18 protein-coding genes and 1 tRNA gene are annotated in these 21,246 nt (G+C 51.2%); 7 read left to right on the top strand and 12 right to left on the bottom strand.

Going from position 1 to position 21,246, the window contains the following annotated elements:
• Positions 1-17: 17 nt before the first annotated feature.
• Positions 18-1,331, top strand: a complete 1,314-nt coding sequence (deoA, locus tag MP213Fo_RS10770) for a thymidine phosphorylase (protein ID WP_421089015.1) — start codon at positions 18-20, stop codon at positions 1,329-1,331.
• Between the two features lie 95 nt (positions 1,332-1,426).
• On the opposite strand, the gene upp is transcribed toward deoA, so the two are convergent.
• Positions 1,427-2,053, bottom strand: coding sequence for a uracil phosphoribosyltransferase (gene upp, locus MP213Fo_RS10775; protein WP_421089016.1), 627 nt, complete (start codon positions 2,051-2,053; stop codon positions 1,427-1,429).
• 49 nt (positions 2,054-2,102) lie between these two features.
• On the opposite strand from upp, the gene MP213Fo_RS10780 reads away from it, so the two are divergent.
• The 5 genes from MP213Fo_RS10780 to MP213Fo_RS10800 all read left to right on the top strand — a co-directional run bounded on the left by MP213Fo_RS10780 (position 2,103) and on the right by MP213Fo_RS10800 (position 8,013).
• Positions 2,103-2,444 (top strand): hypothetical protein, encoded by a 342-nt coding sequence (locus MP213Fo_RS10780; protein ID WP_421089017.1) that lies wholly within the window; start codon positions 2,103-2,105, stop codon positions 2,442-2,444.
• Between the two features lie 3 nt (positions 2,445-2,447).
• On the top strand, positions 2,448-3,275 hold the full coding sequence (gene ubiE, locus MP213Fo_RS10785) for a bifunctional demethylmenaquinone methyltransferase/2-methoxy-6-polyprenyl-1,4-benzoquinol methylase UbiE (protein WP_421089018.1): 828 nt from the start codon (positions 2,448-2,450) through the stop codon (positions 3,273-3,275).
• Between the two features lie 66 nt (positions 3,276-3,341).
• A complete protein-coding gene (ubiB, locus tag MP213Fo_RS10790; RefSeq protein ID WP_421089019.1) occupies positions 3,342-4,919 on the top strand; it encodes a 2-polyprenylphenol 6-hydroxylase in 1,578 nt (525 codons plus the stop codon).
• 94 nt (positions 4,920-5,013) lie between these two features.
• Positions 5,014-6,402 (top strand): bifunctional phosphopantothenoylcysteine decarboxylase/phosphopantothenate--cysteine ligase CoaBC, encoded by a 1,389-nt coding sequence (coaBC, locus tag MP213Fo_RS10795; RefSeq protein WP_421089020.1) that lies wholly within the window; start codon positions 5,014-5,016, stop codon positions 6,400-6,402.
• A gap of 342 nt (positions 6,403-6,744) precedes the next feature.
• Positions 6,745-8,013 (top strand): ammonium transporter, encoded by a 1,269-nt coding sequence (locus MP213Fo_RS10800; protein WP_421091108.1) that lies wholly within the window; start codon positions 6,745-6,747, stop codon positions 8,011-8,013.
• Positions 8,014-8,139: 126 nt separating this feature from the next.
• On the opposite strand, the gene MP213Fo_RS10805 is transcribed toward MP213Fo_RS10800, so the two are convergent.
• Positions 8,140-9,732, bottom strand: coding sequence for a peptide chain release factor 3 (locus tag MP213Fo_RS10805; protein ID WP_421089021.1), 1,593 nt, complete (start codon positions 9,730-9,732; stop codon positions 8,140-8,142).
• A 135-nt stretch (positions 9,733-9,867) separates the two neighbouring features.
• A complete protein-coding gene (locus MP213Fo_RS10810; RefSeq protein WP_421089022.1) occupies positions 9,868-10,437 on the bottom strand; it encodes an HdeD family acid-resistance protein in 570 nt (189 codons plus the stop codon).
• 264 nt (positions 10,438-10,701) lie between these two features.
• Here MP213Fo_RS10810 and MP213Fo_RS10815 point away from each other — a divergent pair, with 264 nt between their 5' ends.
• The gene (locus MP213Fo_RS10815; RefSeq protein ID WP_421089023.1) at positions 10,702-12,174 is read left to right on the top strand and encodes a phospholipase D-like domain-containing protein; all 1,473 of its coding nucleotides are present in this window, start codon (positions 10,702-10,704) and stop codon (positions 12,172-12,174) included.
• Between the two features lie 30 nt (positions 12,175-12,204).
• Here the strand turns inward: MP213Fo_RS10815 and MP213Fo_RS10820 are convergent, their stop codons facing one another.
• The 9 genes from MP213Fo_RS10820 to mepA all read right to left on the bottom strand — a co-directional run bounded on the left by MP213Fo_RS10820 (position 12,205) and on the right by mepA (position 21,172).
• A complete protein-coding gene (locus tag MP213Fo_RS10820) occupies positions 12,205-13,065 on the bottom strand; it encodes an endonuclease/exonuclease/phosphatase family protein (RefSeq protein ID WP_421089024.1) in 861 nt (286 codons plus the stop codon).
• 106 nt (positions 13,066-13,171) lie between these two features.
• Complete coding sequence (locus MP213Fo_RS10825) at positions 13,172-14,224, bottom strand: diguanylate cyclase domain-containing protein (RefSeq protein WP_421089025.1); 1,053 nt, start codon at positions 14,222-14,224, stop codon at positions 13,172-13,174.
• A 231-nt stretch (positions 14,225-14,455) separates the two neighbouring features.
• Positions 14,456-14,665: a hypothetical protein gene (locus MP213Fo_RS10830; RefSeq protein ID WP_421089026.1), complete on the bottom strand. Its 210-nt coding sequence runs from the start codon at positions 14,663-14,665 to the stop codon at positions 14,456-14,458.
• A gap of 116 nt (positions 14,666-14,781) precedes the next feature.
• Positions 14,782-14,868: transfer RNA gene (locus MP213Fo_RS10835), tRNA-Leu, on the bottom strand.
• 224 nt (positions 14,869-15,092) lie between these two features.
• Positions 15,093-15,713, bottom strand: a complete 621-nt coding sequence (locus MP213Fo_RS10840) for a 2,3-bisphosphoglycerate-dependent phosphoglycerate mutase (RefSeq protein WP_421089027.1) — start codon at positions 15,711-15,713, stop codon at positions 15,093-15,095.
• A gap of 39 nt (positions 15,714-15,752) precedes the next feature.
• Positions 15,753-16,553: a 4-hydroxy-tetrahydrodipicolinate reductase gene (gene dapB, locus MP213Fo_RS10845; RefSeq protein WP_421091109.1), complete on the bottom strand. Its 801-nt coding sequence runs from the start codon at positions 16,551-16,553 to the stop codon at positions 15,753-15,755.
• A 224-nt stretch (positions 16,554-16,777) separates the two neighbouring features.
• Positions 16,778-18,583, bottom strand: a complete 1,806-nt coding sequence (locus MP213Fo_RS10850) for an ABC transporter ATP-binding protein (protein ID WP_421089028.1) — start codon at positions 18,581-18,583, stop codon at positions 16,778-16,780.
• Positions 18,584-18,814: 231 nt separating this feature from the next.
• The gene (locus MP213Fo_RS10855; RefSeq protein ID WP_421089029.1) at positions 18,815-19,843 is read right to left on the bottom strand and encodes a glucokinase; all 1,029 of its coding nucleotides are present in this window, start codon (positions 19,841-19,843) and stop codon (positions 18,815-18,817) included.
• Between the two features lie 240 nt (positions 19,844-20,083).
• Positions 20,084-21,172 (bottom strand): penicillin-insensitive murein endopeptidase, encoded by a 1,089-nt coding sequence (mepA, locus tag MP213Fo_RS10860; protein WP_421089030.1) that lies wholly within the window; start codon positions 21,170-21,172, stop codon positions 20,084-20,086.
• Between the last annotated feature and the right edge of the window lie 74 nt (positions 21,173-21,246).

The raw sequence follows: 21,246 nt of genomic DNA on the forward strand, positions 1-21,246 counted from the left end.
GGTCGGAGAGGGATAACATGCTGGCACAGGAAATCATTCGGGCGAAACGCGATGGGCAGCAGTTAAGTTCTGCGGATATTACTGGTTTTGTGCGCGGTATTGCTGACGGCAGTGTGAGCGAGGGGCAGATCGCGGCTTTTGGCATGGCGGTTTATTTCAATGGCATGAGTGGTGATGAGGCAGTTGCCCTTACCACCGCTATGCAGCATTCCGGGGATGTGCTGGAATGGCGCAATCTTGACGGCCCTGTTGTTGATAAACACTCAACCGGCGGGGTGGGGGATAATGTATCGCTGATGCTGGCGCCGGTTGTTGCTGCCTGCGGTGCGTTTGTGCCGATGATCTCCGGTCGCGGGCTTGGTCATACCGGCGGCACGCTTGATAAGATGGATGCTATTACCGGTTATCAAAGCTATCCGGATAACGCGCTGTTTGATAAGGTTGTGCGCGAATGTGGTTGCGCTATCATTGGCCCGACCGGTGATCTGGCTCCTGCGGATAAGCGGTTTTATGCGGTGCGCGATGTCACGGCAACGGTGGAATCTATTCCGCTGATCACAGCCTCTATTTTGTCTAAAAAACTTGCCTCCGGCATTGGCGGGCTGGTGCTGGATGTTAAAACCGGCAGCGGTGCATTTATGGCATCTTATACTGATGCGCAGGCTTTGGCGCGCAGTCTCGTGCAGGTTGCCAATGGCGCAGGTTTGCCAACCAGTGCGCTGATAACCGATATGAATGAAGTCCTGGCCGATTGCGCAGGTAATGCGGTGGAAGTGCAAAATGCGGTTGATTTTCTGACCGGCCGCCAACGCAATCCGCGCTTGTTGCAGGTGGTGCTTAATCTGGCTGCGCATATGCTGGTGCGCGCAAAGCTCGCGGATCATCTGATTGAAGGTTTGGCAAAAGCAGAGGCGGTTTTAAACAGCGGTCATGCAGCTGAAAAATTCGGCTCTATGGTGGCGGGGCTTGGCGGCGCGTCTGACTTTGTGGAAAATGCCGCGATCTATCTGCCGCAAGCGCCCATACAGTTGCCGGTCATAGCGGCGCGTGATGGTTATATCAGCACTACAGACACTCGTAAGATCGGTATGGCTGTGGTGGCGCTTGGTGGCGGGCGTATGCGACCACAGGATGCTATTGACCCTGCAGTCGGGGTGACACAAATCTTGGCGCTGGGTAGTGACGTGAAAGCGGGTGACGTGCTGGCCATGGTGCATGCGCAAGATAATAGCAAGGCCGATTCTGCGCTACAGATGCTAAAAGCGGCAATACAAATTACTGATCAAAGGCCGCAGCTTAATCCGGTGATTTATGAAACCATAACGGCATAAAAACTACATAAAAAAACGGAGCCTGGAGCTCCGTTTTTCTTTAGCGAACAATGAGCCGCTTATTTATTTGGTACCGTACATACGGTCACTTTATCTTATTTGGTGCCGTACATACGGTCACCGGCATCACCGAGACCCGGAACAATATAGCCATCTTCATTAAGCTTTTCATCAATTGCGGCGGTATAGATCGGCACATCCGGATGGGCTTCGGCAAAATGCTTGATACCTTCCGGTGCTGCCAGCAGGCAGAGAAAACGGATATTGCTGGCGCCACGCTTTTTAAGCATGGTGATCGCCTCTACCGCCGAATTGCCGGTAGCCAACATCGGATCAACAACAATGATCAGACGGTTGACGATGTCTTCCGGCGCTTTGAAATAATATTCTACCGGCTGCATGGTTTTGTGGTCCCGATACAGGCCGATATGTGCAACGCGCGCCGCAGGCACCAGATCAAGCATGCCTTCAAGCAAGCCATTACCCGCACGCAGGATGGAAGCGAAGACCAGCTTCTTACCATCAAGGATTGGTGATTCCATTGGCTGCATTGGTGTTTCGATCATCGTTGTTGTCAGATCGAGATCGCGGGTGACTTCATAACAAAGCAGAAGTGAAATCTCTTTCAGAAGCCGCCTGAAGCTGGCAGTAGAGGTTTCTTTCATGCGCATGATGGTGAGCTTGTGTTGCACAAGCGGATGATCAATTACCGTGACGCTCATAATATCCCGCTACTTTCAAAATTATTTTTACCATTATTAGCTGAAGCCAATGAATTTTCCAGACCGCATTAAGCCAAAACACAGTTATGGAAAAGCCGGATTGCTGAATTTTGCTGTGTTTTATGTAATTCTGACCATAATCCGCACCCTGAGCCTTGATGCAGCGCATGGAAACGGCACAAAAAGAATCATTGGCCGCATTGATTGCGTACTCAATTTTTGTTCAGTTTGCTCAAACTTTGCCGTATTTGCTTGTAACATCGCGCTCAGGCTTTATATGCTACAGAGAAAGATGCTTGATGAGGCATGCGGATTGAACAGGAAACATTCAATCGCTTTTTGCAGCAGTCCGGTCGCGGCAGTTTTGCTCCGGCAGGACGGGACAGGATGAACGATGAGCCAGCAACAGCAAAATTCTCCGGCCGATCATAGTACCGATCACGGTCGCGTTGGTGCGCAAGGTGGTATGGAAAATTCTTTCGGCTTTCAGACAGTCGATGAAACCTCCAAGCAAGGCTTGGTGAACGAGGTTTTCCATAGTGTTGCCAAGCGCTATGACATGATGAATGATCTGATGTCTGCGGGTCTGCACCGCGTGTGGAAAGATGCCATGGTTGCATGGCTGGCGCCGCCGAAAATTGCCTCTGAAATCCAGAATTGGCGCTCGCTTGATGTGGCCGGCGGCACCGGTGATATTGCGTTCCGCATTATTGAAGCCTCGAACCGTCAGGCGCACACAACTGTGCTCGATATTAATGGTTCAATGCTGGCGGTAGGGCAGGAACGTGCTGCCAAAAAGGGGCTGTTGGCGAATGTGGATTTTGTTGAAGCCAATGCTGAAAAGCTGCCATTTGAAGATAATTCCTTTGATGCCTATACGATCGCTTTCGGTATCCGTAATGTGCCGCATATTGATTGGGCACTAGAAGAGGCTTTCCGTGTGTTGAAACCGGGCGGCCGTTTTCTCTGCCTTGAATTTTCAGAAGTTGAAATGCCGCTGCTCGATAAAATCTATGATCAATGGTCGTTCCATGCGATTCCGGCGATTGGTAAAATGGTCACCGGTGATGGCGATTCCTATAAATATCTGGTGGAATCAATCCGTAAATTCCCCAAGCAGCAGGATTTTGCCAATATGATCACTGCGGCCGGTTTCTCGCGGGTATCTTATCGCAATTTCACAGGCGGCATTGCCAGCCTGCATTCCGGCTGGAAAATCTGATCAGGCCTTCGATATATGTGTGACCGTGGTTCTTGTGGTTGCTGTTTTCAGTAAAGTGAGTGAGTTATGAGCCGCATTGCCGCTAGTTTTCGTCTGTTCCATGCCGGATGGGTGATGACCCGTGAAGGTGTGATCAGCGCATTGCCGGCAGAAGGGCTGACAGGGCTGCCGGCCTTTGCGCATCGCATGGCAGGTATTTTGGCACGTAAAAAAACGCGCGGCACAGCACGGTCAGAGCGTATGTCGCGGGCGATGAACCGGCTCGGACCTTCTTATGTCAAGCTTGGGCAGTTTCTGGCTACGCGGCCGGATTTTGTCGGGCAGGATGTGGCCAATGATCTGCAATTGTTGCAGGATCGCATGGATTTCTTTCCAGAGGCTGAAGCCAGAAGCACGGTTGAGGGTTCGCTTGGCCGTACAATCGACGATCTGTTCACCAAATTTGATGCGCCGATTGCTGCGGCATCCATGGCGCAGGTTCATCCTGCTGTTACCAATGCTACGCGTAAAGTTGCGGTGAAAGTGATCAGGCCCGGTGTGCGTCAGCGTTTTGCGCAGGATCTTGAAGGTTTCTTCATGGTGGCGCGTTTGCAGGAGCGTTTTGTGCCGGTTACACGGCGCTTGCGTCCGGTGATGGTCGCTGAAACTCTGGCGCAAACCACGCGTATTGAGATGGATTTGCGTCTTGAGGCGGCTGCGCTCTCGGAGATTGCCGAGAATATTAAATCTGATGAAGGCTTTCGTGTGCCCTCTGTGGATTGGGAGCGTACAGGACGTGACGTTCTGACCATGGAGTGGATTGACGGCATTAAAATGTCGGATACTGAAGGTCTGCGTGCGGCTGGTTTTGATTTGCCGCATTTGGCGCGTACATTAATCCAGTCTTTTCTGCGCCATACATTGCGCGACGGTTTTTTCCATGCGGATATGCATCCGGGCAATCTGTTCGTTGATCCCAAAGGTACGATTGTTGCCGTTGATTTCGGGATTACAGGCCGCCTGAACAAGCAGCAGCGCCGCTTTCTGGCTGAAATTCTTTATGGCTTTATTACCCGCGACTATATGCGTGTGGCGGAAGTGCATTTTGAGGCGGGCTATGTGCCGCACCATCATGATGTTGCAAGTTTTGCGCAGGCCATCCGCGCTATCGGCGAGCCGATCCATGGCCAGCCTGCGGAAACTATCTCAATGGCAAAATTGTTGACGCTGCTGTTTGAAGTGACAGAATTATTCGACATGGAAACCCGTGCCGAGCTGATTATGTTGCAAAAAACCATGGTGGTTGTGGAGGGCGTGGCGCGCACGCTTGATCCGCATTTTAATATGTGGAAATCGGCCGAGCCGGTGGTAGGCGACTGGATCCGCAAGAATTTGGGGCCTGTGGGTGTAATCGGTGACGTGAAAGAAAGCGGCATGGCGCTGCTGCATTTCATGCGCCAGACACCTGAGCTGACGCGCCGTTTGGAACGTATTTCCGGTGAGCTCGATCAGATGACAGCCAAGGGCTTGCGCTTTGATGATGAGACGGCTGCGGCAATCGGTAAGGCTGAAGCGCGGCACACGCGATCGGGTCGTTTGGCGCTGATTGTGATTGCAGGTTGCGTGCTGGCACTAACAGTTAAACTATTTATGATGGGTTTTTGATCGCCGTATTGATTTCATTGATTGCACAAATGATTGCATTTCAATCTGAAAGCGTTATTCTGAAAGGAATAACGCTTTTTTATTGGAGGCTATGATGGCCAGCATTACGATCCGCAATCTTGATGATGGTGTGAAAGAGGCGCTGCGCCGACAGGCGGCAGCCAATGGTCGCTCCATGGAAGAGGAAGTACGTTTGCTGCTGGCCGGCCGTGGTGATCCCCATGTGGTTTCTGCAGGGTATGCTGAGGCTTCAGAGCCGGTTCTCAAGAGCCTTGATGGTAAGCGGATTTTGCTGGTGATTGGCGGTGGTATCGCTGCGTATAAGGTGCTGGATCTGATCAGGCGCCTGCGTGAGCGCGGTGCTGCGGTGCGGCCGGTTATGACGCAGGCAGCGCAGCAATTTGTCACTCCGCTATCGGTGGGCGCGCTGGCCGCTGATCATGTTTATACAGATTTGTTTGCACGTGAGGATGAGCAGGATGTTGGCCATATCAGGCTGGCGCGTGATGCGGATTTGATTGTGGTGGCGCCAGCAACGGCTGACCGCATGGCGCAAATGGTTGCGGGGTTGGGTGGCGATCTGGCAGGAGCTATTTTGCTGGCGCGTACAGTGCCGGTTTTACTGGCGCCAGCCATGAATCCGGCCATGTGGGCTAATCCGGCAACACAGCGTAATATCAAGGTTCTTCATCAGGATGGGGTGCATTTCATTGGCCCCGAGCGTGGGGAGATGGCCGAAAAAGGCGAGGCTGGTCTCGGTCGAATGAGCGAGCCGCTACAAATTGTGGCGCGGATTGAGCAATTGCTGAATGTGGAGCAGCATAGGCCTCTGACAGGTAAAACCATCATTATGACATCAGGGCCGACCCACGAGCCGATTGATCCGGTGCGCTATATAGCCAACCGTTCATCCGGTAAGCAGGGGCATGCGATTGCGCAGGCGCTGGCGTGGTTGGGTGCAACGGTTAAGCTGATATCAGGGCCCGTTACTGTGCCTGATCCGCAAGGGGTGGAGGTTATTCATGTGGAGACCGCACGGGAAATGCGGGATGCGGTGATTGCGCAATTACCGGCAGATGCGGCTGTTATGGTTGCGGCGGTTGCGGATTGGCGCACTAAAAATTCTGCTGATCAGAAAATCAAAAAGCAAAGCGGGGAGGCGGCACCTTCGCTGCAGATGGTAGAAAATCCGGACATTCTGGCGCTGATTGGTCATCATGCCTTGCGTCCGCCGCTGGTAGTGGGGTTTGCAGCAGAAACCCAGAATGTGATTGAAAATGCCCGCAAAAAACTCGACAAAAAAGGCGCCGACTGGATCGTTGCGAATGATGTCGGTACTGATGAGGATGGCGGTAGTGTGATGGGCGGCGATCACAATCAGGTTTTGCTTGTCAGCCGTGCAGGCGTTGATGAATGGCCTCGCCTTGATAAGGATGAGGTTGCCTTGCGACTGGCTGATAAAATAGCGGAAGCCTTAAGCTAAAACGCAATTGCCTAATAAATGGGCTCGATGTGCTTAATGATTAAAATTTATGCAGATATTTGACGCGCACTTTATTGCGCATTTTGCACGCGCCTGCATATTAATGCCTATCAGAAAATAAGCTGGGCTGCCCGCGAAATTTTTTTCAGGAAAAACAATGGGAAAGTTTTTTCTACGGTATTTGAGAGTCTTCAATCTGAATTTGGCATAAAAATTGCTTTGTTTCTGTTGAGCCAAAGAAAACCTGCAGTTTCAGGCTTTCGGCAGATACGGGAGATTTTTATGCGCCATTTCAGAAGGGCCAATATATTAGAAAATCGCATATTGCGTCTTTGCACGCTGATGATGGTTGTGCAGACCGGCTTGATGTTAACTGCACAAACTCAGGCACTCGCGCAAGACAGCGTGTCTGTGGCTGACACCGGCGATACCGCATGGATGTTGACCTCAACACTTTTGGTGCTGATGATGACCATACCGGGGCTGGCACTGTTTTATGGTGGCATGGTGCGCGGCAAAAATGTACTCGCCACCACGATGCAGAGTTTTGCCATTGCCTGTCTTGCCTCCATACTCTGGATGGTTGCCGGTTATTCTCTGGCCTTTACTGATGGCGGAAGTGCCAATGCTTTTATCGGTGGACTGTCAAAGGCGTTTTTTGCCGGTGTCACACCTGCATCGCTGACAGGAACAGTTCCTGAATATGTGTTTATTACCTTTCAGATGACTTTTGCGATTATTACACCTGCTCTTATCGCCGGTGCTTTTGCAGAGCGCATGAAGTTTTCAGCTTTACTGGTTTTTACCGTGCTGTGGTTGTTCGTAGTCTATGTGCCGGTTGCACATTGGGTATGGGGTGGCGGTTTTCTGGGTGATGACGGCGTGCTGGATTTTGCCGGCGGTACTGTCGTGCATATCAATTCCGGTGTGGCCGGTCTGGTTGTGGCGCTGATGCTGGGTAAGCGCGAGGGCTATGGCCAGATGAATATGGCGCCGCATAATCTGGTATATTCGCTGATAGGTGCCTCATTACTCTGGGTGGGCTGGTTCGGCTTCAATGCCGGTTCTGCAGGTGCTGCTAACGGAATTGCTGGCGTGGCCATGGTCAATACACAGGTTGCCGCTGCGGCGGCAGCATTAAGCTGGATGGCGGTAGAATGGCTGGTGGCCAGGCGCCCGAGCGTGCTGGGCATTATCTCTGGTGCTGTGGCGGGGCTTGTCGGTGTTACGCCGGCTGCCGGTTTTGTCAGTCCGTTGGGTGCTTTGATGATCGGACTTATTGCCGGTGCAGGTTGTTATCTGGCGGCGGTGAAAATCAAGCGCTGGCTCGGATTCGATGACAGTCTTGATGCTTTTGGCATCCATGGTGTGGGTGGTATTATCGGTGCGCTGCTGACAGGGCTGTTTGCCGATGCGGCGATCAATCCGCTTTCTGAGGGCGCGACTGTACTCAGGCAGCTCTATGGCGTGGTTGTGACCATGCTTTACACCGCAGTGATGACTGCTGTGATCGTGCTGCTCATCAAAGCCTTCATGGGGTTACGCGTCAGCAAGGCCGTCGAAATTGAAGGGCTGGATATTAATTTGCACGGCGAAACTGTGCATTCTTAGATTAGTAAACACATCGAATAAGCCGAAGAGGGGCAGCCGCGTAACTGTTTTTGTCAAGTTATACAGGATGCACTTAAAACAAAGAGATGACAACAAAAGCAAGTTACGCGGTATAATTTATCGGGTTTATTTTTTGCCTATATCACGGATTTGATAATCTTTAATCGCGGCGAATTTGATCGACTTCCATCGCTCTGCCTCATAATTCAGCGAAAAGGCATTGGGCGTCAGATAGACCGGATCCTGATCAAGATCATGGGCAATATCTGCGCGATGCGTGGTGATAAAGCGCTCAAGTTCTGCCGGATCTTCACTTGATATCCAGCGGCACAGGCTGAAACGTGACATTTCAAAGCCAACCGGCAGAGAATATTCAATTTTCAAACGTTCGGTCAAAACGTCGATCTGCAGCGCACCCACAACGCCGACAATGGCAGGGGAGCCGTCATCCGGCAGAAACAACTGCACCACGCCTTCTTCTGCCATTTGCTGCAGAGCTTCACGCAGCTTCTTGGCCTTCATCGCATCATCAAGACGCACGCGGCGCAGAATTTCCGGCGCAAAGTTTGGTACACCACGGAACAGCAAATCTTCACCCTCGGTCAGGGTATCGCCAATACGCAGCGTGCCGTGGTTAGGAATGCCAACAACATCACCGGCAAAGGCTTCATCAGCAATCTGGCGGGAACGGGCAAAGAAGAACTGCGGTGCAGAAAGGCTCATCGGTTTACCGGTACGTACCAGTTTTGCCTTCATACCGCGTGACAGCTTGCCGGAGCAAACACGCAAAAACGCGATACGGTCACGGTGGTTCGGATCCATATTGGCTTGGATCTTAAACACAAAGCCGGTCATTTTTTCTTCGTCGGCTTCAACGCGGCGGGTATCGGCTTCTTGTGCACGCGGGCTTGGGCCAAAGTCGCAAAACGCATCGATCAGATCGCGCACACCGAATTTCTTCAATGCGGAACCGAAATAAACCGGTGTCATATGGCCTTCGCGGAAAGCTTGCAGGTCGAACTCACGGCAAACGCCGCGCGCCATTTCAACGCTTTCGATGAAAGCCGCGCGCTCATTTTCAGGCAGCAAACCGGCAGCCAGCGTATCTTCAGGGCCACTCACCGGTGTCGGTACTTCTTCAGTGTCCTGACGGCGAATGGTGTTGTTGTGCAGATCATAGGTGCCGGCAAAATTTTTGCCGGAGCCGATCGGCCATGTGATCGGTGCGGTATCCAGCGCCAGTTTTTCTTCGATCTCGTCGAGAATTTCCAGCGGGTCGCGGGCTTCACGATCCATCTTGTTGATGAAAGTGACGATCGGAATGTCACGCATCCGGCAGACTTCAAACAGTTTGAGTGTGCGTGGTTCGATACCTTTGGCGGCATCGATGACCATTACCGCGCTGTCGACGGCAGTCAGCGTGCGATAAGTATCATCAGCAAAATCTTCATGCCCCGGTGTATCCAACAGATTGAAGATGCAATCTTTATATTCAAAGGTCATTACCGAGGTGACGACAGAAATACCGCGGTCGCGCTCGATATTCATCCAGTCGGAACGGGTTTGAATACGATCCTTTTTGGCCTTTACTTCGCCGGCAAGCTGAATTGCACCGCCGAATAACAGCAGTTTCTCAGTCAGTGTGGTTTTACCGGCATCCGGATGCGCGATAATCGCAAAGGTGCGACGACGAGCGGCGGGAGAAAATTGTTCAGGCATAAAGGGCTCGGATAATGTGGGATTGAATAAGTGCTGCCTTCTAGCAGTATCCGGCGGCGGCGTCGACCCGAAATGCAAACGGGCGCTACCCGACATTGTCTGGGTAGCGCCCGTTGCAGATAATTCGGGTTGTTGTTAGCGGCGCATGGTTTTGAGGCCAAAACCCAGAGCAATCATTGCCCAGCCCTGAAACACCAGATCAATGGCAAGGAACATGCCAAGAATCCACAGGCTGTTTACCGGCCAGCCTATGGCAATAACAATACCCGCCAGCACAGAGATCAAACCACCGGCAAAGAGCCAACCCCAACCTTTAACGCTGCGGCTTTGAAAAGCCACCCACATGCGGAATAGGCCGGAACCGACAAGCGCAATGGCAATCATCAGCGTGAAAATACTTGATGCGAGGAACGGGTTCATGAATGTCAGAATACCGGCTGCAGCATAGAACAGGCCGCTCAGCATCCAGAAAAAGAAGCTTTTCCAGGTTTGAACACTGAATGCATGAATGATTTCAACAAGACCGGCCACCAGAATGATGATGCCAACATAATAGACAGAAGCGACAGTAGCAAAAACAAGATTACCGAACGCAATGCCGCCAAGCATCAGCATGGCAATACCGAGCACGATAAACCAGCCCCATTTATGCGACAGGGAACTAATGGCCTGTCCTGGTGTTTTAATCTCGGATGCTAAAGACATGGTTGTTACCCCGTTGATAAAATAAGGTGTTTATGGTCGTTTAATTATACTAAAATAGCGCATATTTCATATAATTATAGCGTGATCTTTATATGACTATATTTTAATTTTCAGCAAAGAACAGTGAGTGGCAATAGTATTGCTGATTATGGTTTATGCTGCTCCGGCATTTAAGTGCTGCTGTTTTTATTAAATTGAAGAGGGAATGCGATTGATCAGTAAATTGTTTTGCCAAGATAAGGTGATTACTGATAATTTGCCCGCATGTTTAACACGTTGATTTCATACTGGCCGGTCTACTGGCCGCATATCGTTCTCGGACTTTCACTGATTATTGGTGCGGTTGCTGCTGTGCATGCAACCATGACCAAAGAGGAAGTGCGTTCAGCGCTGGGCTGGGTCGGCGTTATAATGCTGTCGCCGATTATCGGGGCAGTGGTCTATGCGATTGCCGGTGTTAACCGGATCAGGCGCACATCGCTTAGCATGCAGCGCGCCGGTATGACCGATATCGAATTGCATCACTTGTCGCATTATGATGCATCGCCCGATGAAGTGAAGGCCGCCAGCGGTCCTGATTTTATTGCCATGAAACGGTTGGGCGATGTGGTCAGTCGCTGCAATCTGACATCCGGCAATAATCTCGACGTGCTGCAAAGCGGCGATATTGCCTATGCTGCGATGCTTGCGGCGATCAATGAGGCCAAGCGCAGCGTGCTGCTTGAGACCTATATTTTTGATAATGATGAGATTGGCAAGCAGTTTGCAGACGCCTTAGGCAATGCGGTGTTGCGCGGTGTCGAGGTGCGGGTTCTGGTTGATGCGGTAGGCGCGCGTTATTCCACGCCGAGCATTGTGGGCTTGTTGCGCTCAAAGAACGTTCGCGCTGAAGTTTTCAATGGCAATATTATTATGGGTTTACGCCTGCCTTATGCCAATTTGCGAACCCACCGTAAGATTCTGATCATTGACGGCGCGACTGCTTTTACTGGTGGTATGAATATCCGCGCCGGATTTACCACGCAATTTACGCAAAATAACGCAGCACAAGATACCCATTTTCGGCTGACGGGCCCTGTGGTTACGGATTTGTTTCATACTGCTTCCGAGGATTGGCGTTTTACGACGGATGAACATTTGAGCGGCGCCGCTTGGTCGGTAACGCCACCTGCCTACCAGCCGGGCGAGGGGCTTTTGGTGCGTGCGGTGCCTTCAGGGCCTGATAAAAGTCTTGAAACCAATCATAAAATTATGATGGGGGCTTTTTCGGTCGCAGAGCGGCATATCCGGATTATGACGCCGTATTTACTACCGGATAGAGAATTGGTGAGTGCGCTGGTGACTGCGGCACGGCGCGGCGTTATTGTTGATATTGTCGTACCGGCAGTGAACAATCTGGTGCTGGTGGACATGGCTATGACAGCACAATTTGATCAGTTGCTGAAAGATGGCTGTCGTATCTGGCGTGCAAAAGGTGCTTTCAACCATTCCAAGTTGATGTCTGTTGATGATGTCTGGGCTTATGTCGGCTCCAGTAATCTCGATCCGCGCTCATTGCGCCTGAATTTTGAAATTGATCTTGAAATTTACAATGCCAAGATCGCAGGCGCTGTTTCCAAGCGTATTGATAAACATGTCGCGACTGGAAATGCAGTGCATCTGGCGGTGCTGAAGAAACGGCCGTTTTCCCGTCGGCTGATCGAGCGCATCGTCTGGCTCGGTTCACCTTATCTTTAAGGCTGGCTATCTTTAATATTCAGCAGGTTCTTAATACTGGGCAGGTTCCGGCATGTTTTCATGTGGTTCAAACACGGCTTTAAGATCAAGGTGGGCTTTGATCGGCAGGTGATCTGAGGCAAGGCGCGCCAATGGCGTATTATGCACTTCTACAGAGGTGACAAGCTTTTGCGGGCGGCTGAGAATACGATCAAGCGCTAAGACAGGAAAGCGTGACGGAAAACTTGGTACAGCGCCGGCTGTGAGATTAAAGGCCGGTTGCAATGTTGCTAGTGATGAGCCTTTGCCGATGCGCCACTCATTGAGGTCTCCGATCAGGATTGTCGGGCGGTCGGTGTCTTCTTTGATCATTGAGAGCAGCGTTTCTGCTTGTCTTGATCGTGAATGTTTGAGCAGGCCGAAATGTGCCGCAATAATGCGTAACGGCCCGTCTTCAAAATCAATATCCGCAACCACTGCGCCGCGTGGTTCCACGCCGGGCAATTTCAGTTGTTGAATATCACGGATCAAGCCGTGGCGGATCAGAAGAAGATTGCCATGCCAGCCATGGCCTGTCGGTGACATGGCTTGTATTGGCACTGGCACCAGCCCGCTGTCACGTTCCAGACTTTGCAGGTCAAGCAGGCCGCTCCGTTCGCCAAAGCGTTTGTCAGCCTCCTGAATGGCGACAATATCGGCATTCAGCTCGGAGATGACCTCAACAGTGCGTTCCGGATCAAATTTTTTATCGACACCAATACATTTATGCACATTATAGGAGGCAATAATGGTGTCGCCATCCGGTATATTATCTGAGAGCGGACGGTGCCCGTGCCGGTTGCGTATTGCTTTCAGAACTGTCTGCGGCAGCTTTCTGTCATGCAGTTTTTTATGCAAGCCCGGTTTCCTCATGGCGATCTGTAAATAATGCCGGTAAAATTATAACGGGATTATATATAGGGTCTGATGAGGCGATAAGCAATATCAGGGCTTAATACGGCTGGCTCATAAGATGAATTTACAGCATCGAGTAATCAAAGCGTACGTAATGATTGCGGCCGTTTGCTTTGGCAGTATAGAGCGCTTTATCGGTGTGCAAGGATAGCTCTTCATCAGTGCGGCCGTCACGCGGTGCCATTAACGATCCGATGCTGAGTGAAGAGTAGATCTCTTTGCCATCGATGAGGAAGGGTGCGCGAAAGGTTTCTATCAGTCGTCCGGCAATTGCATCAAGCTGGGCATCATTTTTAAGTTCGGGCATGATAATGCAGAACTCATCGCCGCCAACACGCACCGGAATATCATCGGGTCGGATAACAGAGCGAATGCGTTGGGATGCTAACATCAGGAGTTTATCCCCGGCCGGATGCCCAAGGCTGTCATTGATGGATTTAAACTGATCCATATCTGCAAGTAGAATACCTGCCGATTGCTGGCTGGAAAAAAGCTGCTGCAGCATCGGGCTAACCAGCTCGCTGAGTGCGCGACGGTTAAATAATTCAGTCAGCGGGTCTGTCAGCGCATTATGACGGAGCGCCACTTTATCATTTTGAAGATAGATATTATTGCGTTGTAAACGCAGCAAGGCACTAGCCAGCAGCGCGAATTTGCGCAGCTTTTCGCTTTGTTCGGCATTGAAAATGCGCGGCTTGGTATCGATAATGCACAGCGCACCAAGAGTGAGCCCCTCATCAATCTCAAGTGGAAAACCGGCATAAAAGCGGAATGACGGGAAGCCTTTCACATAGGCCTTGTTACGAAAAGCGGGGTGGAGGGTCATATCCTCAACCACAAATTGCTGGCCTGATTGCACAACATAGGTGCAAGCAGATTGCTCACGGGGGCAGCTTCCGGCCTTGATGCCGGATGTGGCGGCAATGCGCTGCCAGTCTTCGTCAATAATCGTGACTGCAGAGGATGCGGCGTGGAAAACATCCTTGACCAGCCCGGTCAGAATATCCAGCTCAGGGGTCGTGGTGATCTGCGAGGGCAGCAGGCTGCGGACAGAAACAAGACGCTCTGCCTCATTTGCCGGTACTTCGAACGGATGGAGTGTCTTTTGCGTATTCAAAGAGTTTTCCAGATTTCTGCATGATGAGAAAGGTGGCGGGACGGCGCAGCAGCGTATTCTTACCCAGCTTTTATTTGTGTCTGGTTTATTCAACTAAGTAATAAAGTATTATATTGATAAAGGAAATACTGACATAACGATCAAATATACCAAAACGGTTTTTATATTGCGACTTGGTCCTGCTCATTGAATGTGTGTGCCTGAGGGGGATTTTCTCTTTGAGGCAGGTGGTTACTCTTCGGTCATCAGCCCGTCAAAAATATCAAGCAAAGTTTCGGAGATTGCGGCGCCTAAGGCGGCGGCTGTTTTTGCCAGCTCGGCTTCATCCATATCACGGGCAGCCAGTGCCAGAGCGGCGCCTTCCTGTGTCACAATTTCCTGCGCGCGCTGGATCGCCCAAAGCGCGAAGTCGCTACGGTTTTCAATGGCAATGGTTTCCATGAGAGTTCTCCTGATAGCGGATAAGCCGTGATTTGATGAATAAGATAGCAAATAACAAAAAACCCGCATAAGCGGGTTTTTTGTTCCTAAAGACCTTGGTAGTAGTCTTTAATATATGGTGCCCAGAAGAGGACTCGAACCTCCACGCCCTTGCGAGCGCCAGCACCTGAAGCTGGTGCGTCTACCAATTCCGCCATCTGGGCGTTGAGTGACCGTTTAAGGGTTGGAATGATTCATGTCAACGGGCATTTGGCTGATTTTGCAGAAATTATGCAATTTTATGAAGAAATATTTGTTTTTCGTCTCTGGATGGAAAATGAAAATAGTTTCAACACTTTAGGCGTGTGTTGCCAAAGGTGTGATTATGAAAAAAGCCGGATAACCAAACGGCATCCGGCTTTTAATCCTGTCATAGAAGCTGCCTATATCAGGCGCTCAGCACTTTCTTGGAAGCAATGGTGCTATCGGCATTCAGCTCATAGATAATAGGCACGCCGGTATTGAGTTCCTGCGCAATGATTTCTTCACTGGTCAGGCCTTCAAGTGCCATGATCAATGCACGCAGAGAATTGCCGTGTGCTGCCACGAGAGTGGTTTCGCCGCGCAAAACATGCGGTTGAATTGTGTGCAGATAATATGGCCACACGCGTGCACCTGTATCGCGCAGACTTTCACCGCCCGGAGGCGGCACATCATAAGAACGGCGCCAGATATGCACCTGATCTTCACCGAATTTTGCGCGGGCATCATCCTTGTTGAGGCCGGAAAGGTCACCGTAATCACGCTCGTTCAGCGCAACATTACGGATCGTTTCAAGATCTGACTGGCCGAGTTCATCCAGAATATGCTGGCAGGTGATTTGTGCACGTGACAGGTCTGAAGTATAGGCGACGTCAAATTTGAGACCGGCCTCTTTGAGGCGCTGGCCGGCAGCCTTGGCTTCCGCATGCCCCTGTTCGGTCAATGCAGGATCGCGCCAGCCGGTAAACAGGTTTTTGAGGTTCCAATCACTCTGTCCGTGACGGACAAGAACAAGGGTGCGGGACATAGGTGTATCTCCGTTTGCAGATGTAAGTGTCGAAAATAATTACAGGCCGAGGACATTACGCATAGAATAAAGGCCGGGCTTTTTTCCGCGACCCCATAGTGCGGCGCTGACGGCACCCTGGGCGAACACAGATCTGTCCTGTGCCTGATGCGAAAGGGTGATCAGCTCAGACTGGCCGGCAAAGAGCACGGAATGATCGCCGATCACCGATCCGCCGCGCAAAGTGGCAAAGCCGATTGTGCCGTCTTCACGTGCACCTGTGTGGCCGTCACGTACGCGCACGCTGTGTTCGGATAAAGTGATATCGCGCCCAGCGGCAGCTGCTTCACCCAGCAGCAATGCAGTGCCGGACGGAGCGTCGACCTTATGCTTGTGGTGCATTTCAAGAATTTCAATATCAAATGCGGCAGGGCCGAGCGCACGCGCAGCCTGTTCAACCAGTGCTGACAGAAGATTAACACCAAGGCTCATATTGCCGGATTTTATAATTGTTGCATGGCGTGCGGCGGCAATGATTTTTACTTCGTCATCTTCAGAACAACCGGTGGTGCCGATCACATGTACAATGCGCGCTTGCGCGGCAAGTGCCGCATAAGTGAGGGTGGAGGCGGGGGAGGTGAAATCCAGAACGCCTTCCGCCTCTGCAAACAGAGGCAGTGGGTCTGTGGATATCAGAATATTATTTTTACCGCATCCAGCCGCTTCACCGGCATCCTGACCGATCAATGGTGATCCTTCACGATCAAGCGCGCCGCAGAGAATTGTAGCCGGATTTTCATCAATTGCGCGGATAAGTGCTTTACCCATACGTCCGCTTGCACCGGCAACAACAAGGCGCATCGGGGTAAAATGGGTCGTGGAAACAGCGTTTGAAACAATCGAGGTCATAACAAAACATATCCGGTTAGAACTACCCCAGACATACCGGATCGGGTTTGTCTGAGGTGTATCAAAAAAAGAGGCAGAGCGGGTAACGTACAGATTGGATCGCAGCGCTCGCTCTAGATTTTAGAATTTCGCATTGTCATATCTCTCAAGTTGATTCAACTTGAGAGTGAAAGGCTCTAGATTAAAGTTTCATCTTCCGGTGCAGATTGCAATTGATAGAACCGTGCATAAATCCCGTTCTCGATTGAGATCAGCTCTGCATGACGGCCTTCTTCAACAATATTGCCCGCTTCCATAACAATGATTTTATCAGCATTGACGACTGTAGAAAGACGATGCGCAATCACAATTGTGGTGCGATCCTGCATAATGGTTTCAAGCGCTTGCTGCACCTTTTTCTCGGAATCATTATCTAATGCCGATGTTGCCTCATCCAGTAGCAGTATCGGAGCATTACGCACGATTGCACGGGCAATCGAGAGGCGCTGGCGCTGGCCGCCGGAAAGCGTAACGCCGTTTTCACCAATCGGGCTGTCATAGCCTTGCGGCTGACGGATGATGAATTCATGCGCATTGGCAAGTTTTGCGGCTTCGATAATATCCTGCTCTGTTGCGTCAGGGCGGCCATAGCGGATATTATCGGCAATCGAGCCTTCAAACAGATAGGGCTGCTGCGAAACATAAGCGATAGAATGGCGCAAGGAATTCACGGTAACGCCGGCAATATCCTGATCATCAATCAGAATACGACCGGCCTCAACATCGTAAAAACGCTGGATCAGAGTGATCAAAGTTGATTTTCCAGCACCTGATGCCCCGACAATTGCCGTGATCTCACCGGCTTTGGCGGTAAAGCTGACACGGTTTAGAACCGGTTGGTATTCCGGATCATCCTTGGCACTATAGGAAAATTTAACGTCTTCAAAACGGATTGTGCCCTGTTTGACATTGAGCGGCACTGCATCCGGCCGGTCGCTTTGCGCCGGCTTCATATCCAGAATTTCATAAATCATGCGGGCATTAACAAGTGCACGCTCAAGGCTCACTTGAAGGCGGGCAAGCCTGCGCGCCGGATCATAGGCCAGCATCATAGAGGTGATAAATGCAAACATTGAGCCTGGCGGCTGCTGTTCGGCAATTGCGCGATAACCGGCATAAGCAATAACTGAAGCAATAGCGATGCCGGCAAGCACTTCAGAAATCGGGGTTACGCGTTCGGAAACGCTGGCGATCTTATTCGAGCGGGCTTCAGCACGTTCAATCAAATCGCCGAGTTTGTTTTGCAGCTGCTCTTCCATCGTAAAGGCTTTGACGATGGTGATCCCTTGCGTGGTTTCCTGCATTGCGCCGAGCAGATGCGAATTAAGATGCACCACTTCGCGCGTGACTGTGCGTATACGCCGTGAGACATAAGTTACTGTGAGAATAAGCGGTGGCGCGATCAGTAGTGAGAACAGTGAAAGATACGGCTCCTGATACACCATGATGCAGATCAGAGCCACCAGCATGACCGCATCACGCGCCAAGGAGGTAACCGTCATATTCATCAGGTCGCGTACACCGCTGATATTCTGATTGATTTGTGCGGCAAGATGGCCGGAGCGGTTGGTGTTATAAAAATTAAGCCCGAGCTTCATCAAATGCGCAAACATACGTTTTTGATAACTGGCCGCCAGATTGTTGCCGATCTTGGCCAGTTGCACAGCCTGAATATAACTGCCGAGGCCACGCATGATAAAGGCCAGCAGAATTGAACCGGCAATCACGGAAATCAGGTCGGCGCGCTGCTTGTAGAAAATGTCATTGATGACATCGCGCATAATATAGCCGACAAAGGCTGTTGCACCGGCGATCATCAGCGAACCGGTGATGGCTTTGGCATAAGAGAGCTTATGATCGGCGAAGTTTTCAGACAGCACACGACGGATCATCTGTGTGGTTTCTACCGGATCAATGGTTTTTTTCTTTTTAAATAAACTCACGGTCAGGGATAATCCTGCTGCTGATTTCAGGTGGTGGCGCAGAGCGCTTGGCAGTGCGCACCGTTATTTTCATCCTATAAAGGTATGAGAGGCTTTTGACCATGCCCCGTGTGAAAGCATGGTCAATTACACTTTAAGGTTTTCAGCAATTACTTTGTTCAGTTCGTTCGTGGCGAATTCAATATCCGCGCTAACGACGGAGATTGTTAATGGCGCCAACGGCGTAAATTGTTAATGGCGCCAACGGCGGCCGTCAGTATGAATATCAAACAATGCCGGTGTCCGGGCATAGGCTGCCAGCCCTGCAATGGCTGCCAGCGGGTGAATAATCACATAGACCGGTATCAGTTTAAGAATGGTCTGATGGGGGGCTTTATCTTCAAAAGCCGCACGGAAGCTGCCACTGCGCAAAGCCGAGATGATTTTTTGCGGAATGCCACCTGAAAGATAGACACCGCCATGCGCCATAAAAACAAGTGCCAGATCACCGGCAAGACGTCCAAGATAGACGACAAACAGCTCTAAAGTTTCAATGGCCTGCGGGTTGCTTTTGTCGAGCGCTGCATCGGTAATCTCAGCTGGTGTAACCAGAGACGGTTTAATGCCGTCTGCCTGACAGATCGCATGATAAATATGCTGAATACCACGACCACACAGCACTTGTTCTGCGGAGACACGGCCATCGATTTTTTCAATAAACGGAAAGATCTGCAGATCCCGTTCAGAGCGCGGGCCAAAATCGACATGGCCGCCTTCACCTGGAACCGGTACCCATGTCTGCCGTGAACGGATCAGCCCCGCTACACCAAGGCCGGTGCCGGGTCCGAGCACAACACGCTTACCGTTAGGATGGCCGGATGGCTGGCTTGGGGCGCCGCCGATATTTTCCAGATGATGATCATCCAGCGAGGCAACCGCCAGCGCCTGTGCTTCAAAATCATTGAGCACGGTAATGTCTTGCAGGTTGAAGCGTTCCATCAGCTGGTGCGGTTTAACCACCCACTGGCAGTTGGTCAGCGGAATTTCATCACCCTCGACCGGGCCTGCTATGGCTATAACCGCAGAGCGCGGCTGGATGGAGGTCTGATCAAGCACTGCATTCTGGATCGCATCTTCCAGCGTTTCAAAGTCCTTGGTCAGGAGTACCGGAAATTCTTTTGGCTCGGCATAAGAATCGACCAAAATTGCAAAACGTGCATTGGTACCGCCGATATCACCGACAAGAACGGGAAAGACAAAATTGGGGTCAATATTGGGCATTGTTTTATGGTTTTCCGTTTTTGGCTGGCTTGCGCCGCGTAACATATCTCAGTTATCTAAACTGCTTTAAATCGTTTGAAATCTATAGCGGATGCCCCTGTTGAATAAAAGCGCATTCTTATGAAATATATAAAACCTAGAGCGGCTAACGTGCAGGTTGGGTCACAGCGCTCGCTCTAGAGTTTAGAGTTTTCGCATTGTCATATCGATCAAGTTGATTCAACTTGATCGTGAAATGCTCTAGGGTTTCGAGGCTGGCAGAGGAATGGCCGCTGGCGCAACCGGAGGAGCATCGGCACCGGCCTGCGGTGCCGGAGCGATTGCTATGCCCGAGCCGCCCAGCCCGTAAGTCACATCTTTGACAGATGCAGGATTAGGCGCATTCAGCAAAGTGGCACAGGCCGCTGGCAGTTGTGAGACCATCATGACCTTTGGTGGTTTTGGTTTTTCACCCGGTTTTGCAGGTTTGGCCGGTTTCCAAGGTTCATCAGTAAACCACCAGTCGAGAGATTTCCCGCAACCGTCATCTTTGCCGATCGGGTCTTGCGGTTTGCAATCTTTTGAGCCTGCCTGACAGCGGATACGCACATGAAAGTGATAGAAATGCCCCCAATAAGGGCGCACTTTGGCAAGCCAGCTGCGATCGCCGCTCACAGTTTCACATAATTGCTTTTTAATACCGGGATGCACGAATATCCGCTCAACTTCAGGATAGCCTGCGGCATGTTTCAGCAAGGCGGTGCGCGATGCTGTCCATTTTTTTTGATCCACATAAAGCGAATTTGGCTTGAGCATTGAAACCGCGCTGACATTCTCACGCTCGCGGTTGGTAAAACGGCGGTTCGGCATTGGTGTCAGCCAGATATCGGCATCCAGCCCGACCTGATGCGAGGCATGGCCTGTGAGCATGGGGCCACCGCGCGGTTGTGAAATATCACCGACCAGCAAGCCGGGCCACCCGGTTTTTGCGCCATCGCGAGAAAGCTTTTCCAGCAATCCGATCAGCACCGGATGCCCCCAATTGCGATTGCGCGACAGGCGCATCACCTGCCAGTTCGGCCCGTCTACCGGCAAGGCCACTGCCCCTGCAATACAGCCTTTGGAATAAAAACCATGCGAGGACGGTTTGGATACGGACGGCAGTGTCATCGCGCCAAAGGCCTGTTTGGCCGGAGTATTCGCCAGCGCATCGGCCAGAGCTGGTGTCACTTCAGCTCCGATAAGGCTGCAGCTCAAAGACACGGCGAGAATGAAGCCAGAGAGTTTGCGGGCAGATTGATGAAACAGCATGAGCGGGTTTCCAAGCAGAGTTTTATGAAGTGATACCATAAACTGAGCGGCACAGTTAGAATTTAGATCAGTTTCAGGAAGATTAGGAACCGGCTTTCCGTCTGAAACTGTTT

It is taken from the genome of Pseudochrobactrum mosebachae (assembly GCF_048914685.1).
GTDB lineage: Bacteria > Pseudomonadota > Alphaproteobacteria > Rhizobiales > Rhizobiaceae > Pseudochrobactrum.